This window comes from Streptomyces sp. NBC_00091 (genome assembly GCF_026343185.1).
Taxonomy (GTDB): Bacteria; Actinomycetota; Actinomycetes; order Streptomycetales; family Streptomycetaceae; genus Streptomyces.
Genome location: NZ_JAPEMA010000002.1, coordinates 99,158 through 113,354 on the forward strand (window position 1 = coordinate 99,158; position 14,197 = coordinate 113,354).

The window sequence follows — 14,197 nt, forward strand, 5'->3', positions numbered from 1 at the left end:
GCCTCTCGCTCCTGAGACAGCTTCTTCCGGCCCTGCCGCTTCCGGTCATTCCGGATCTCGAACTGCATCGCACCCCTTGAGCCGGGGTGTCGCAACGCCCACTGGAACGGAGCCGGGGCGGCGGCCCTTGCAGCAGCAGACCGGCAGCGGGCGATCCCCGGTCAGCGGCGGCCGGTGGACAGGATGACGAGGAACTGGCCGCCGCCGGCCTGGATGTCGGCGGTCACCGGCAGCCCCGGTACCAGTCGGGAGAAGCGGTCCACCAGCCAATCCGCCGCCTCTTGGGCGTCCTTCCTGGTCGGACACCGGCCCACCATCTCGCGGCCACCCTTGCGCTCCAGCCTCTCGGCAACGGTGATCAGCGGCGCGGGTTCGACTACGTACAGGCGCTCCGGCCAGGCGATGACCACCTTGACCGCACCCTTGCGGGTGTTGCACCCGCGGTGCGCGAGCCGCTCGGCGATCTTGGCCTTCCGGTCGGCGGTCCGGCTGTCGACACTGGGCCCCCGCGGGTCGTTCACCGACTCGTCGGGGTCGACCGGTTCGTCACACACCCAGCACTGCCAGCCATCGCGCTCGGCCACATCATCAAGGAGACTCACCCGAGTAAACTACCTGCCCCGCCGCCGCCCCGCGCACCAGGGCCCCGGCAACGTCTCAACACCGGCCAACGAGCGCTGCGACGCTTGGCCAACCAGCGGGCAAAGACACAGGCGCGGCGCGGGCCAGGGTCTTGGTGAGTCAGCGGGCCAGGGAGACGGCGAAGGGCCTGAATCCGTGTCGGCGCAGGATGTGGGGCACGACCAGGATCATGGCCTCGGTGGCGCGGGCCGTGGTGATGTCGCCGAGGTCCTCGATCCGTTCGGGCTGCCAGCCCAGGTCGCCGAGCAGGCCGGTGACGGTCCTCTTCGCGTGTTCGTCGTCGCCCGAGAGATAGGCGGTCGGTGGGGTGGCCAGGGTTTCGGGAGCGGTCATGACCATGAAAAGCATGGTGTTGAGGGTCTTGACCACATGGGTGTCGGGGAGCACGGCCTGGAGCTTCTCGGCGAGGCTGCTGCCGGGATAGCACAGGTCGCCGGGCAGGCCGTCACCGTCGTCGCGGGTGGCGTTGGAGACGTCGATGAGGATCTTGCCGGCGAGTTCGGTGCGCAGGTCGGTGAAGCGGTCCAGGGAGCTGTCGCCGGGCGTCGCGTTGATCACGATGTCCGCGGTGCGGGCAGTGGTGCGATGGTCGGCGAAGGCGATCCGCGGGGCGAGTCCGGCGGTGCGGGCGGCGGTGGATTCGGGGTTGCGGCCACCGAGGGTGACGTGGTGTCCGGCTGCGGAGAGCTTGCCGGCGAGGTTGGTGCCGACGCGGCCGGCGCCCAGGATGCCGATGCTGGTCATGAGGTGGTGCGCTCCTTGCGATTTCGGGCGGGAATTCGGGTGGGAAGAGGGGAGGTGCCCGGTCAGGCGATCGGCGAGAGGACCTCGAGGGCGGCGGCGTGGATGCCGGGGGCGGCGGCCAGGAAGTCGCGGCTGCCGGTGTTCCAGGGTTCGCCCGTCAGGTCGGTGACGGTGCCTCCGGCCTCGGAGACCAGCAGCGCGCCGGCGACCAGGCCGGAGCGGACGTCGGAGAACTGCCAGAACGCGTCCATGCGTCCGGCGGCGACGTGGATGAGCTGCATCGTGGCAGGAACGGACACACGTACGACCAGGCCGTTGATGAGCATCGCGGTGACGGAGTCACCGATCCGCCGGAAGGTGCGCTCGTCCTCGCCGGGCTTGGCCTGACCGGTGCCGATGAGCGCGGCGCCCAGGTCGGTCTTGGCGGACACCTTCAGGGGCCGGTCGTTCAGGCGGGCGCCGCCGCCGGCGACCGCGGTGTAGGTGTCGCCGGTCAGCGGCAGGTGGACGACGGTGAGTACCGGCCGGTTGTCGCGGACCAGGGTGGCGGTGACGGCCCAGTCGTCCATGCCGTGAACGTGGTTGATGTTGCCCTCGGCAGGGTCGACTACCCACCACTCCCCCGGCGGGAGCGCGCCGCCGGCCAGCTCGTCCTCGGCCCACTGCGACCCCGGCCGGGCCCGCAGCAGCGGTTCCCGCAGCACGTCCAGGACCGCGTCGTCGTTGGCGTGGATCTCGCCCACGACCTCGTCCAGACTCACGCCCCGGGCGTGCGAGGTGTAGCGGTCGCGCAGCGTGACGCCGGCGGTCTTCACCGCAGCTGCCACAGCGGACAGGAGCGTCCCGTCGGTGTCGAAAGGCATGGCTGTGCTCATGGTGGGCTCCTTGGGGAATCGGTCGAAGCGGGGCGGTTGTCTCTCCCCCGCACTTCGAAGGTAGGCCGCTTGCTCATTAACAACCAGTGCATGTTTGTCACTTGTAGAGTTACTGTCATGCAACTGGATCTGAACCTGCTCACGGCCCTGGACGCCCTGCTGGAAGAGGGCAGCGTCGCCGGCGCGGCAGCACGCCTCCACGTCACCGCACCGGCGATGAGCCGCTCCCTGGGCCGTATCCGCAAGGCCACCGGTGACCAGATCCTGGTCCGCACCGGCCGCAGCATGGTCCCCACCACCCGGGCGCTGGCCATGCGCGCCCCGGTCCACGCCCTCGTGCAGCAGGCCCAGCAACTTCTGTCCGCGCAGCAGGAACTCGACCTGGCGGCTCTGGACCGGGTGTTCACCGTGCGCTGGCACGACGCCCTGACCGCCGCATGCGGCACGGCCCTGATCACTGCCGTCCACCGCCAGGCCCCCGGAGTCCGGCTGCGCCTGTCCGCCGAACCCGGGACGGACGACGCCGAGCTGCGCCGGGGTGAGGTCGACCTCGAATCGAGCTCCAGCACTCCGACGCTCCCCGACATCCGCCACCGCCTCGTCGGGAGGGACCGGCTCGTCGTCGCCGTCCGACCGGGCCACCCGCTCGCCGAAGGCCCGCTGAACCTCGAGCGCTACGCAGCCGCCGAACACCTCACCGTTTCGCGACGCGGCAGCCTGCGCGACCCGATCGACGACGCCCTGACCACACGCGGCCTCGAGCGTCGCGTCGCCGCCGCCGGGCCCACCGCCGCCTTCGCACTGCAACTCGCCCTCGACACCGACCTGGTCGTCACCCTCCCGGACGCGGTCACCCGCACGGCCCGGGAACAACTCGGCCTGGCCACACTGCCGCCGCCACTCCCGCTGCCCGACGTACCCCTGTACCTGCTGTGGCACCAGCGCTACGACAACGACCGCGCCCACACCTGGCTGCGAGAGCTGGCCACCGAAACCGTCCAGGCGCTATTCACACCACCGACCGCCTCTCAACAGCCCCTCACCAACCGGACCGAGCAGTGACGATGGGGACATGGGACGGGGCGATCACAGATGCCGGGCTGAGCGCGGTTGCGGCCGTTCCTCCCAGTCATCAGGCTCCACGGATCTGACCTCTACTCGGCAATCCATGTCGGAGCCTTCGATCTTTGTTCTACCTTGAGATCTCCGCACCCATCCAGGGGGATCACCACATGGGCCACGACGAACTCCTCTTAGAGCATGCGATCGCCTCCGCCGCACTCACTACGCAGCGCAGCGTGGACGACTGGAACCTGAAGGGCTGACCTCTACCGTGGAACAACTGACGGGGGAGGACCCCGCGCACATAGGCCCGTACCGCCTGATCGCCCGCCTCGGCGCGGGCGGGATGGGACTGGTCTACCTGGGTCGCTCCGACCTGGGACGTACGGTCGCCGTCAAGGTCGTCCAAACGGAACATGCCCAGCACCCCGAGTTCCGCAGGCGGTTTTCACGCGAGGTGGCCGCGGCCCGGCGGGTAGGCGGAGCCTGGACGGCCGACGTCCTGGACGCCGATACCGAGGCCGCCGTGCCGTGGGTGGCTACCCAGTACATCCCGGGGCCCGACCTGACCACCGTCGTGGCCCAGGACTTCGGGCCGTTGCCCGAGCAGTCGGTCCGCACCCTCGCCAACCGCCTCGCCCTCGCCCTGCAGGCCGTGCACGAGGCGGGCCTGATCCACCGTGACCTCAAGCCGTCCAATGTCCTGATCACCGTGGACGGTCCTCGCGTCATCGACTTCGGCATCGCGCGGGCGATGGACAGCCTGGCCGGGGACAGCCTGCACACCCGCACCGGCATGCTGATCGGCTCGCCCGGATTCATGTCACCGGAGCAGGTCCGCGGCCTCGAACTCACCCCGGCGTCCGACGTGTTCTGTCTGGGTGCGCTCCTCGTCTACGCCGCCACCGGGCGCCTCCTGTTCGGCGCCACGGAGAGCGGCCTGAACGCGCACCTCTTCCGGATCGCCGAGGAGGAGGCGGACCTGACCGGGGTACCGGATTCGCTCGTCGATCTCGTACGGGCATGTCTGCACAAGGATCCGGCCAAGCGGCCCGCCCCTCAGGAGGTTGCCTCGCGCACGGCGACCGACCAGGCCGGTGAGTGGCTGCCGGGGGCGGTACTGGCCCAGCTCGGCCGCCGTGCCGCTCATCTGCTGGACTATGCCCCTGCCGCACCCCCTGGTGCACCCGTCGCACGGCTGGACCCGCGCGTCCAACCTGCCCGGCCGACGCCCTCGCCGCCCGCGTACGTCCCGACGGCCCCCGCGCACTCCGGCACCTCCCCCGGCTTCGGCGCGCCCCCGGCCTCGCCGCCCGGAGTCCGGGGCACACCCACGCCCCCAGCCCACCTCCCGGACCCGGAGGCCCCCCTTCCCCGGCGCTGGTGGGGCCTGTCGGCGCTCGCTCTGGCTCAGCTGGTCGTGCTGATCGATGCGACGTTCTCCAATATGGTGATGCTGTGGAACGGTGCCGGCGGGGATCTGGGGCTTCCCCTCGACGGCGTGAAGGTGACATCCACCGTCTACCTGGACGTGATCCCCATCGCCTACGTGCTGGCCTTCGTCGGGCTGCTGCTGTTCGGCGCCCGCATCGCGGACCTCATGGGCCGCAAGAGGATGCTGGTGGTCGGCCTGGTGGGGTTCGCGGCGGCCGCCGCCCTTGGCGGCATGGCGACTTCTTCCGGCATGGGGATCGCGGGCCGCGCTCTGCAGGGCGCCTGCGCCGCGCTGGTCTCGTCGTCCGCCCCGGTCCTGGTATCCACCTCCTTCACCGACCCGCAGGAACGCCGCAAGGCATTCGGGATCTACGTCGCGATCGCGGGTGGTGGCCCGGCGCTCGGCTTGCTGGCGTTCTGGTTGCTGCTGCCCATGAGCGGCTGGCGTTGGTGCCTGTTTGCCGGAATCCCCTTCGCCGTGATCGCCGTGATCGCAGCGGCGGCCCTGGTGCACGACCGTCCGGGTCGCATCGGCGTTCGCTTCGACGGGCGCGGGGTGCTGCTCGGCGCCGGCGGCATCGCCGGAGTCAGCGGGGCCGTTCCGCACTTCACAGGCATCGTCATGCTGCTTCCGACCGCCGTCATCCTGCTCGCGGCCTACGTGTGGTGGCAGACCAGGACGACCGGAGCTCTGGCTTCGCCGTCCGGCGTCAAAGCCCAGGCACACGTCGGATACTTCCTCGCGATCGCCCTGGCCAACATCGGCGCCTTCGCCCTGCTCGTAGCCGCCCTGGAACACCCCTACTTCTAGTAGTGCTTTGTTCAGTTCTTCGACTTCGCCCACAGTTGGGTCGTGCCGACGGATGGAGCACAGGGCGACCCCGGCCATATTTTCCCATCCCAAGCAGCCCGCCAGCAGGTCGGGTCGGCAGTGGCAAGGAAGCTCTCGAACGTCCGCCTCTGGGTGAAGGCAGCACCTGCATACGAATCGACGACCGTCTTCCAGGCCGTGCGGTAGTTGCTTGGATCGACCGCACCGATCCGGATGCCGGCCGGCAATGGCTTTTCGTCGGGAAGCTGTCGGAGATCGGCCAGTTCCAGCTCTACCAGGCTGAAGACACGCCGGTATCCGGTTTTGAACAGCAGCGCGAGCTCGCCGGTTTGCCTCGCAACGCGGATGCCCGGGGTCGTCCCGTCGAGTTTTCGCTCCAGCCACCGGTCGACGGCGGGGGCCGGTCGTCGGCGAACAGGTCGAGGCGGCTCGTAGGGCCGGGAAGAGCTCGGAGTGTCGGATCGATTCACCTTCGCGGAAGCCGGACCGCACGATGGCGCTCCCGGCCCTCTCCCGCCGCCTGCTCGTTCGGTCTAACGAAGCGGGCGCGTGTGCCGGGTACGGGCGGTCAGGCAGCCGAGGTGGTCGGCTGTGACCGGGGCGCCCTCGGCGGTGTTCCGGTCGTAGGTGACCTTCCTGACGTCCACGGGGCGTGCGCCGACCGCGACGTCGAGGTACGCGTCGTGTCCGGGGACGACCTGGCGCCGGGCGCCGGGCAGGGCGGCGGCCAGGGTCGCCGCGTCGTCCTCGCGCCCGGGTGCGTACCGGATCATGGCCGGCCCTGCCGGACGGACCTGCGGCGCCGATGCCGAGGTGTCGGCGACGACGAACCCGCCCGCCCGCAAGGCCGCCGCCGTGCCCGCCTCGTCCACCCGGACCTTGATTCCGGCAGGGTTGGTGGGCGCCGGCGTCTGGGGGACGGGCTGGATCCGCCGGTCCCCGGTGAGCGGCCGGTCCGCCGCCAGTGCCTCCCACAGGGCACGGGAGCGCTCCTCGTGCCAGACCAGGGTGGAACCCACGCCCGGGACGCGGTGGTCGAACAGCCGGATCGGGACGGTGGCGAACTCGGTGTGTGAGCGGTTCAGCCGGCCCAGCGTGACCCCGATGTGGACCAGATCGGCCAGGCCGGTGCCCTGGCCGGTCCGTACCGATCTGAGGAGGGTGCGTGCGGTGCGGGCCGTCTCGACGGGATCGGCCAGGGCGCCCTCGAGGGTGAGCCGGGTCAGCAGGTCCGAGACGGCGCGCTGCTGACGCCGCACCCGCCCCAGGTCGCCGGGCCGTTCGATGTGCCGGGCGCGGACGTAGCGCAGCGCGCCGTTGCCGTCGGCGTGGTGGATGCCCGGTGTCAGGTCGAGTCCGGAGTTCTCGTCCCTCAGCGGCTTGTCGGTGCACAGCGTCGCCCCGCCGAGCCCGTTGACGGCCTGTTCGAATCCGGTGAAACCCGTTTCGAGGTAGTGGTCGATGTGCAGCCCGGTGACCTTCTCCACGGTCTTGACCGTCAGGGGGCCGCCACCGCGGGCGTACGCGCCGTTGATCTTGCCGTGGGCCCCGCTGCCGTCGGCGTACTCGACGTAGGAGTCCCGGGGGACCGACACCACGCTGGCGCGGCGGCCGTCCCGCGACAGGTGCAGGAGCATCATCACGTCGGTGCAGTTGCAGCCCTTGCCCCCGACGTGCAGCCGCTCCTTCTCCGCCTTCGACAGGCCGGCGCGGCTGTCGATACCGACGACCAGGATGTTCGTACCCGTACCCGTCCCCTGATCGGAGGGGCCGGCCGGGGTACCCGCCCATGCGGCGCCGGAGACCAGCGTGGTGACCAGGGCCAGTGCGGTCGCGAGACGGAGCAACGCCCACTCCAAGGGTGGTCGGGGCGGACCGGCGCGGCGGCGCGGGGCCGGTCCACTGATCGAAGCCAGACGATAGCGGCCGTGCCCCTCCCGAGGCCGCCTACACGCCGGAGGCTGCTCCTGACGGGGCGGCATCGGCCCCGTAGTGGAGTGCCAGGTTGTCGACGGCGGGCCGCTCCCGCCCGGCCGGCCCGCGGGCGAAGGCGCGCAGCACGTTCTCCGTGACGGTCCGGGTGAACGCGCCGGCCGCCTCGTCCAGCCCGTGGTTGGCCTTCTGACCGCCCGGGCCGCTCGCGCCGAGCGCCTCCACCCAGCGCATGGTCCCCGTCGCGAACAGCCCGGCGCCGGACGGCAGGGAGGCGTACACGGTGTCCGCGTACGAGGCCCGCCCCTTGCACACCACCGGCGAGTGCGCCAGCACCTCGATCGGCCGCGGGGTGGGATACCTCAGGTCCACCCGGTCGTACTCGACCCCCACCAGATGCGCGAAGGACCGGCCCCGGGCCGCCCCGGTGCCGGCCAGCAGCCAGTGGTCCGGCCGGGTCACCACATAGGGGGCGTCGACCGGATACCCGTCGTAGATCACCCCCAGCAGGCTGCTCTCCGGCTCCGGAGCGGGCCGGCGCCGGAAGTCGTTCGTCGGCGGCAGACCGCGCAGGAAACCCGGATCCTTGGCGTAGTCGTCCTTGTAGCAGACGACGACCCGGTCGGCGCCGGCCGCGGACTCCTCGAACCGCACGCGCCGGTAACAGCAGTTCGCCCCGAACACCGCCAGGTTCATGCCGAGATCCCGGGCCCCGGTCACCGCACGGCGCTGCTCAGGGCTCCAGTACTCGTCGTGCCCCGGCGCGAGCAGTGCCACCGCGCCGTCCAGCAGCCCGTGGTGGCGGGCCACGTCGATGCCCGTCGCATAGGCCAGCGGTACGCCGATCCGCTCGGCCAGCGCGAGCAGCGGCGCCTCGTACGTCAGGAAGAGACCCGCCCCGTGCCCGCCCTGGTAGGGCCGGTCGAACGCGACGGCGAGCGAGCGCGACCCCTTCTTGCCGGTCGTCCCCTTGTACAGGTCCGCCCCGCCCCACCGGTTGTACGCCTGCCAGGTGGCGACCGCGTTGACGAAGACCGTCCGGCCCACCGCCGAGGCGGACCTCACCGTCACCGGTACGTACCGCTGCGCCCGTACCCCTCCCCCCACGGCGTCCAGCCGCAGCAGGTAACTGCCTTCCGGCCAGCCGGCGGTGTCGACCTCCGTCGTCTGCTTCCACTCGGCCCGCACCATCCGGGTGGCCGCATCGACCCGCGCCGCCGGCTGGAGCAGCCCGGGCACGGCGGGCGAACGCCACACCAGGCGGGCCCGGGCACCGCCGTACCAGCCCATGCGGTACGCGGAGACGGTGTAGGCGGCTGCGGTCGTGGACACCCGCAGGGCTAGCCTCTCGCCGGGCAGTACCGAGCTGCGGTCGGCGAACCCCTCCAGCGCGCCCGACGGCCCGGCGTGCGTGATCCGCCAGTCCGCGGCGCCGGTACGGAGGTTCTCGGCCCGGACATCGAAGGAGCCCGCGCCGTCCCGTGTCGCAGCGGCGGCGGCGGGCCGCACGCCCGCGACGGCGAACGCCGCCGCCAGCCCGAGCACCTGCCTGCGCGCAGGCCCGGCACCGCGCCGGAAGTCCGTCCGACCTCGTTCCTCGCCCGATCCCACGGCAACTCCTCACCTGCAGGCAGCACAGCGGCTCCACCGGGCACGGGCGGCAGAAGGTCACGACCTTGGATGGAGCCCGGACCGGCCCCGGCCACCGTACGGACTCCCGACGGCACAGCGACTCCGACAGGCCGCAGCAGCGGCTCGGTCCCGGCCTCTGCCACCAGTCCGGCGAACGTGACCGACCGTCAGCCGGGGGAGGAAAGGGTTCAACTGCGCACGCCCAAGGCGCTGTGGACGTGCAGCGGCAGCCGGGACGGGGACACCAGCTCGGACGCGTGGGCGCCGACCAGTCTGTGTCGGGGCCGTTTGGTCTAGCCGCAAGCCGTTCGGCCGGTCCCGCCTGGCACGGTGCCGAGCGGCCTCGCAGGCTGCTGCTGACCGAATCCCGGACGATGCGTCACGGGTGCCCCGTGCTGGACCGCTGCGCCGCAAAGGGCTCAGTGCAGTCAGGAGCTGACATTGCCGACCCCCACAGAGAAGTGCGGACCAGCTCGGTGACGTTCGACGTGCGCCACCCCGCCCCCGAGGGCGGAACTCTCAGCGTGCAGAAGGCGCTCGCCCGGGCGGGCATCGACACCTTCGCCCCCAGCCTGCTCGGCTACGGCCACTCCACGCGGTTCGGCGACGGCCTGAACGATCCCGCCAACGCGAGCCTCAGGCCCTGCCTCCCGGACGGCACCTGCCCGCACCCCGAGGGGTGCGACCGCACCCACAACCCGGTCATCTCCCCCCTCGATCAGCAGGGCACGTTGCTCCTGACCAATCCGCTGGGCGGGGAGCGGCGCGCGCACTCGAGCAGCGTCCGCTTCGCACGCACCGACGTCTGGGTCCGCGACATCCGCCAGGTCATCGACGATGCCATCGCGCGCGCGAAGCCGACGGACGGCAAGGTCGCCCTGGTCGGCCAGTCGCTTGGCGGGCAGCGCGTCGGGCGGACGCTGTACGCGGCCAATCCGGTCCTTCCCGGAAGCACCGACACCATCGCGAAGGTCAACCGTGTCGTGTCCCTGTCGTCGGCCTTCGGTGGACCGACCGAGGAGACGACGCCGCCGGGCGGCTTCGCCACGTTCCCGCTGTCGCTCAATCCTCGCCCGGGTCCGTCGGTGCTGCCGCCTGAGAGGGCGTTTTGTCCCTTGATTTCGGTCTATTTCAGGGCGTGTTTGGCCCCTGCCAGGGCCCCTCTACGGCGGCCCCGCAGTCGCTCGGGAGGTGCGCGACGACGAGCGCGGCGGCCGCTTGGGGCGTAGCCACCTCGCCGAGGATTTCGGCGTAGCCGGCGGCATACACCAAGTAAGTCTTCTCCCCGCCGGCTATGAAGGGAAGGTCGTTGCTCCACGGGAAGTCTGTGTTCCGGTGAAAGGTCAGGCAGCCGTGGCTCGGAAAGGGGAACAGCTGGCGCAGACGCAACTCTGCGAACGCGGCTTCAATCACCTCAGGATCCCCGCGGCGGGCATCAGGGTGGCGCTCCAACAACATGCGCCAGGTCTTCTCGACCACGGTTTCCGTACTCATGTCATCGATCATGCGCCGCGGCGCCTGCCAGAGCAACCCACAGCCCTTGCCCGCGGGTCGGTGTGCTGAAGTTTGCGGTGCGTCGTCAGGTGTCGCGCCATGTGCGTGTGGATTCGCCGGTGAGGCGGCGGGTCATGAGGTTGATCATCGCGAGGTGGATCATGGCTTCGGAGCGGTGCGGGTGGGCTTCGTAGTCACGGGTGAGGCGGCGGTGGTTCATCAGCCAGCCCAGCGTTCTCTCAACGGTCCACCGACGGGGCAGGACGGAAAACCCCCTGGTGGCGGGGTCGCGGCGGACGATGTGCATGTCGATGCCAAGGGTGGCTGCGTGCTCGACGAGGTGCTGGCGGTATCCGCCGTCAACCCAGGTCTTGCGGACGGTCGGATGGTCGGCGGCGACCCGTTCGATCAAGGTCTGGCCGGCGATGGAGTCCTGCACGCTCGCAGCGGTGACCAGGACCGCCAGGAGCAGGCCGACGGTGTCGATGCCGATGCTCCGCTTGCGGCCCACGATCTTCTTCCCGGCGTCGATGCCTTGCTCGCAGGCGGGGACGTTGGTGGACGTCTTGATGCTCTGGGAGTCGATGACGCATGCGGTCGGTTCTTCCTCCCGGCCTTCCTGCCTGCGGACTTGGCGTCGCAAGAGCGTGTTGAGCTGGTCGAAGACGCCTTCTTCCTGCCAGCGGGCGAAGTAGGCGTAGACGGTGTTCCAGTGCGGGTAGTCGTGCGGGAGGTAGCGCCAGGGGATCCCGGTGCGGTTCACGTAGAGCACCGCGTCCAGCAGGCTCCGCAGGTCGTGGTCGGGCGGCCGGCCGATGTCCAGGCCGCGGCCGCGGCGCTCGGATCGCCAGGCGGTCAGGACCGGCTCGACCAGCTCCCACCGGGCATCAGACAGATCGCTGGGGTATCGGCGGCGTTCAGGCATGATTCCGGGCTACCCAGCCGGTCCCGGCGCTCGGACCGGCGCCCGAAGCACACGGCGCACAATCCGGCGTCCTGGGATGAAACAGGAGCAGGCAGACCAAGACACCCGCCTGACAGCCACTTCCGCATCATGAATCACAGCAACCTCAGCAGCCCCGACTGCCTGCAAGGCCATACCGGCATAAAAGACTGCAGTAAGGAGCTAAACGCCCTCTGAGCGCCAGGCCGCCTGCACAGGGCGGGTCATCCCAGGCGCCGATGACCAGGTCTGGGAGCAGACCCTGGAGCAGGACCCCGTGGGGCGCGACTGGGGAGGGGACGACTCCGGCAACCCGACCGGCCTCAATCGCTACCCGACGTTCTCCAGCTACGGCTGGAACACCACCGTCGCGGGGCAGCTGACCCCACCCACGCTGGTCATCCACGGTCTCGACGACCAGAACGCGGGCGCGCCGCCGGCCAACGCACCCGCCATCTTCAATGCCCTCCCGGCATCGATGACGAACAAGGTGCTGGTCCAGGTGAACTGCGCGAGCCACGGCCTGCTGATCGAGGGCTGCTCCGGCCCGCGCTGCACTCCGGAATCAGGAACGCCCTACGGCGGACGGCCCGGCGAACCCTGGGCCGGCCCCCACGCCACGTTCAAGGCGGCACTGATCGAGTGGATCAGGACCGGAACCTTCGACGGCGCCGCGAACGGCCGGTTCGTCGTCGACACGAGTGGGGTGGCGCGCTCCGGCACGTAGGGCGGCTCATGGGCCTGTGGAAGGGCACCGCTCGGGTCTCACCACGGGCGATCGTCACCGGCGTGGGTACGTCCCGGCCGACCAAAGGCTGCGCGGCGGCCGGCGAAGCGCCGACCGCCCCGAAAGTGAGGGCAGCCAGAACGCTGCCCGTCAGACCCGTCAGACCCGTCAGCGGCATCGGCGGGCGTTGAGCCGGGCGGCCTGGCGCGTCAGGTGGTCGCGTTCGGCGAGGTTGGGTGCCTTGTGGGCCGCCTCGGCGTACAGCCGTGCCGCCGTCGCCAGGTCGCCGTCGCGCTCGTGGAGGTACGCCGCCACCGCGGCGTGGCGGGGCAGTGAGGCGTCCAGCTCCGCGAGCGCCGCCAGGCCGGCGCGCGGTCCGTCGGCCTGGCCGACGGCGACCGCGCGGTTGAGCCGGACGATGGGGCTGTCGGTCAGGCGCGCCAGCTCGTCGTACCACTCGACGATCTGCACCCAGTCGGTCTCCTCGGCGGTGGGCGCGTCGGCGTGGAGTGCCGCGATGGCGGCCTGGGCCTGGAACTCGCCCAGCCGGTCGCGGGCGAGGGCCGCCTGGAGGATCCCGACGCCCTCGGCGATCAACGCGGTGTCCCAGCGGCCGCGGTCCTGCTCGGCGAGCGGCACCAGGCTGCCGTCGGGTGCGGTCCTGGCGGCGCGCCGGGCGTGGTGGAGCAGCATGAGGGCGAGCAGCCCCGCCGCCTCGGGGTGGTCGACGGCGGCCGCGAGCTGCCGGGTGAGCCGGATGGCCTCGGCGGCGAGGTCGACGTCGCCGGAGTAGCCCTCGTTGAAGACCAGGTAGAGGACGCGCAGCACGGTGGCGACATCGCCGGGCTGGTCGAAGCGCACGTCGGAGACGGTGCGCTTGGCCCGGCTGATGCGCTGCGCCATGGTCGCCTCGGGCACCAGGTAGGCCTGGGCGATCTGGCGGGTGGTCAGCCCGCCGACGGCGCGCAGCGTGAGCGCGACGGCGGACGACGGCGTCAGCGAGGGGTGGGCGCACAGGAAGTAGAGCTGGAGCGTGTCGTCCACCGTGGACGCGGGTCCGGGCGCCGGCTCCTCGTCGACGAGGTCCTCACGCCGGCGGCGGGCGGTGTCCGCCCGCCTCGCGTCGAGGAACCGGCGCCAGGCCACGGTGACCAGCCAGCCCTTCGCGTCCCGCGGAGGGTCGGCCGGCCAGACGCGGACCGCCTCGACGAGCGCGTCCTGTACGGCGTCCTCGGCCGCCGCGAAGTCGGCTCCGCGGCGGACGAGGATGGCGAGGACGCTCGGCGTGAGGCTCCGGAGGAGGGCCTCGTCCATCTGGGACGTCACTCCGTGATGGTGGGCGGCGTGGCCAGGAAGGGGCGCAGCTCGAGCCACTCGTGGATCGGCTTCCCGCCCGCCCCGGGGGCGGCGGACAGTTCCCCGGCCAGCTCGACGGCGCGCTCGTAGCTGTCGACGTCGATCACCATCCAGCCGGCGATGAGGTCCTTGGTCTCGGCGAACGGGCCGTCGGTGACCGGCGGGCGCCCCTCGCCGTCGTACCGCACGAACGTGCCCTCGGGGGCGAGCGCCTGGCCGTCGACGAACTCGCCGGTCCCCTCGAGCCGGGCCGCGAAGTCGCTCATGTACTGGCAGTGCGCCGAGATCTCCTCCGGCGTCCACTGGTCCATGGGCACGTCGTTGACCGGAGCCGGGGCGCCGCGGTAGTGCTTGAGCAGCAAGTACTTGGCCATGGTGTTTCTCCTCGCTGGTGCGACCCGTTGTGGTCGCGTTCATTGCGGGGACGGAGCCAGTCACGGGTTCTCGACATCGCCGTCCGACTTTTTTTGGGGCCTTGTGCCACCTCGGGCTCGGACCGGGGGTGGATGGGGCACAGCGCGGCA

13 protein-coding genes and 1 pseudogene are annotated in these 14,197 nt (G+C 71.2%); 4 read left to right on the forward strand and 10 right to left on the reverse strand.

Annotated elements, in window-relative coordinates:
* Positions 1 to 161: 161 nt before the first annotated feature.
* The 3 genes from OOK34_RS28210 to OOK34_RS28220 form a co-directional block, all read right to left on the reverse strand.
* A complete protein-coding gene (locus OOK34_RS28210) occupies positions 162 to 602 on the reverse strand; it encodes a hypothetical protein (RefSeq protein ID WP_267036980.1) in 441 nt (146 codons plus the stop codon).
* Between the two features lie 139 nt (positions 603 to 741).
* A complete protein-coding gene (locus OOK34_RS28215) occupies positions 742 to 1,386 on the reverse strand; it encodes an NADPH-dependent F420 reductase (protein WP_267036981.1) in 645 nt (214 codons plus the stop codon).
* A 62-nt stretch (positions 1,387 to 1,448) separates the two neighbouring features.
* Positions 1,449 to 2,261 carry an inositol monophosphatase family protein gene (locus tag OOK34_RS28220; RefSeq protein ID WP_267036982.1) on the reverse strand — a complete coding sequence of 271 codons (813 nt, stop codon included), beginning with the start codon at positions 2,259 to 2,261 and terminating at the stop codon, positions 1,449 to 1,451.
* A 117-nt stretch (positions 2,262 to 2,378) separates the two neighbouring features.
* On the opposite strand from OOK34_RS28220, the gene OOK34_RS28225 reads away from it, so the two are divergent.
* Positions 2,379 to 3,323, forward strand: a complete 945-nt coding sequence (locus OOK34_RS28225; protein WP_267036983.1) for a LysR family transcriptional regulator — start codon at positions 2,379 to 2,381, stop codon at positions 3,321 to 3,323.
* Positions 3,324 to 3,594: 271 nt separating this feature from the next.
* Complete coding sequence (locus tag OOK34_RS28230) at positions 3,595 to 5,568, forward strand: MFS transporter (RefSeq protein ID WP_267036984.1); 1,974 nt, start codon at positions 3,595 to 3,597, stop codon at positions 5,566 to 5,568.
* Positions 5,569 to 5,577: 9 nt separating this feature from the next.
* Here OOK34_RS28230 and OOK34_RS28235 read toward each other — a convergent pair.
* From OOK34_RS28235 to OOK34_RS28245, 3 genes and pseudogenes are all read right to left on the reverse strand, one after another.
* Positions 5,578 to 5,906 (reverse strand): annotated as a pseudogene (locus tag OOK34_RS28235) (GNAT family N-acetyltransferase); the annotation flags it as partial.
* A 216-nt stretch (positions 5,907 to 6,122) separates the two neighbouring features.
* Positions 6,123 to 7,436 carry an LCP family protein gene (locus OOK34_RS28240; protein ID WP_267036985.1) on the reverse strand — a complete coding sequence of 438 codons (1,314 nt, stop codon included), beginning with the start codon at positions 7,434 to 7,436 and terminating at the stop codon, positions 6,123 to 6,125.
* A 100-nt stretch (positions 7,437 to 7,536) separates the two neighbouring features.
* Positions 7,537 to 9,132 carry a N,N-dimethylformamidase beta subunit family domain-containing protein gene (locus OOK34_RS28245; RefSeq protein WP_267036986.1) on the reverse strand — a complete coding sequence of 532 codons (1,596 nt, stop codon included), beginning with the start codon at positions 9,130 to 9,132 and terminating at the stop codon, positions 7,537 to 7,539.
* Positions 9,133 to 9,629: 497 nt separating this feature from the next.
* Between OOK34_RS28245 and OOK34_RS28250 the strand changes: the two genes are divergently transcribed.
* Positions 9,630 to 10,382: a hypothetical protein gene (locus OOK34_RS28250; RefSeq protein ID WP_267036987.1), complete on the forward strand. Its 753-nt coding sequence runs from the start codon at positions 9,630 to 9,632 to the stop codon at positions 10,380 to 10,382.
* Here OOK34_RS28250 and OOK34_RS28255 read toward each other — a convergent pair.
* Both OOK34_RS28255 and OOK34_RS28260 read right to left on the reverse strand, forming a co-directional pair.
* Positions 10,285 to 10,659, reverse strand: a complete 375-nt coding sequence (locus OOK34_RS28255) for a DUF6193 family natural product biosynthesis protein (RefSeq protein ID WP_323183500.1) — start codon at positions 10,657 to 10,659, stop codon at positions 10,285 to 10,287. The two genes, OOK34_RS28250 and OOK34_RS28255, sit on opposite strands and share 98 nt — an antisense overlap.
* A gap of 73 nt (positions 10,660 to 10,732) precedes the next feature.
* The gene (locus OOK34_RS28260) at positions 10,733 to 11,572 is read right to left on the reverse strand and encodes an IS5 family transposase (RefSeq protein WP_267036988.1); all 840 of its coding nucleotides are present in this window, start codon (positions 11,570 to 11,572) and stop codon (positions 10,733 to 10,735) included.
* Between the two features lie 295 nt (positions 11,573 to 11,867).
* Here OOK34_RS28260 and OOK34_RS28265 point away from each other — a divergent pair, with 295 nt between their 5' ends.
* Positions 11,868 to 12,317: a hypothetical protein gene (locus OOK34_RS28265; protein ID WP_267036989.1), complete on the forward strand. Its 450-nt coding sequence runs from the start codon at positions 11,868 to 11,870 to the stop codon at positions 12,315 to 12,317.
* Between the two features lie 168 nt (positions 12,318 to 12,485).
* On the opposite strand, the gene OOK34_RS28270 is transcribed toward OOK34_RS28265, so the two are convergent.
* Both OOK34_RS28270 and OOK34_RS28275 read right to left on the reverse strand, forming a co-directional pair.
* The gene (locus OOK34_RS28270) at positions 12,486 to 13,631 is read right to left on the reverse strand and encodes an RNA polymerase sigma factor (protein WP_267037541.1); all 1,146 of its coding nucleotides are present in this window, start codon (positions 13,629 to 13,631) and stop codon (positions 12,486 to 12,488) included.
* Positions 13,632 to 13,639: 8 nt separating this feature from the next.
* Positions 13,640 to 14,047, reverse strand: a complete 408-nt coding sequence (locus OOK34_RS28275; protein WP_267036990.1) for a YciI family protein — start codon at positions 14,045 to 14,047, stop codon at positions 13,640 to 13,642.
* Positions 14,048 to 14,197 lie beyond the last annotated feature (150 nt).

Excerpts from the sequence above, each read along its gene's own strand:
- OOK34_RS28215 (WP_267036981.1), bottom strand. The coding sequence starts at position 1,386 with ATGACCAGCATCGGCATCCTGGGCGCCGGCCGCGTCGGCACCAACCTC.
- OOK34_RS28220 (WP_267036982.1), bottom strand. The coding sequence starts at position 2,261 with ATGAGCACAGCCATGCCTTTCGACACCGACGGGACGCTCCTGTCCGCT.
- OOK34_RS28225 (WP_267036983.1), top strand. The coding sequence starts at position 2,379 with ATGCAACTGGATCTGAACCTGCTCACGGCCCTGGACGCCCTGCTGGAA.
- OOK34_RS28255 (WP_323183500.1), bottom strand. The coding sequence starts at position 10,659 with ATGATCGATGACATGAGTACGGAAACCGTGGTCGAGAAGACCTGGCGC.
- OOK34_RS28260 (WP_267036988.1), bottom strand. The coding sequence starts at position 11,572 with ATGCCTGAACGCCGCCGATACCCCAGCGATCTGTCTGATGCCCGGTGG.
- OOK34_RS28270 (WP_267037541.1), bottom strand. The coding sequence starts at position 13,631 with ATGGACGAGGCCCTCCTCCGGAGCCTCACGCCGAGCGTCCTCGCCATC.
- OOK34_RS28275 (WP_267036990.1), bottom strand. The coding sequence starts at position 14,047 with ATGGCCAAGTACTTGCTGCTCAAGCACTACCGCGGCGCCCCGGCTCCG.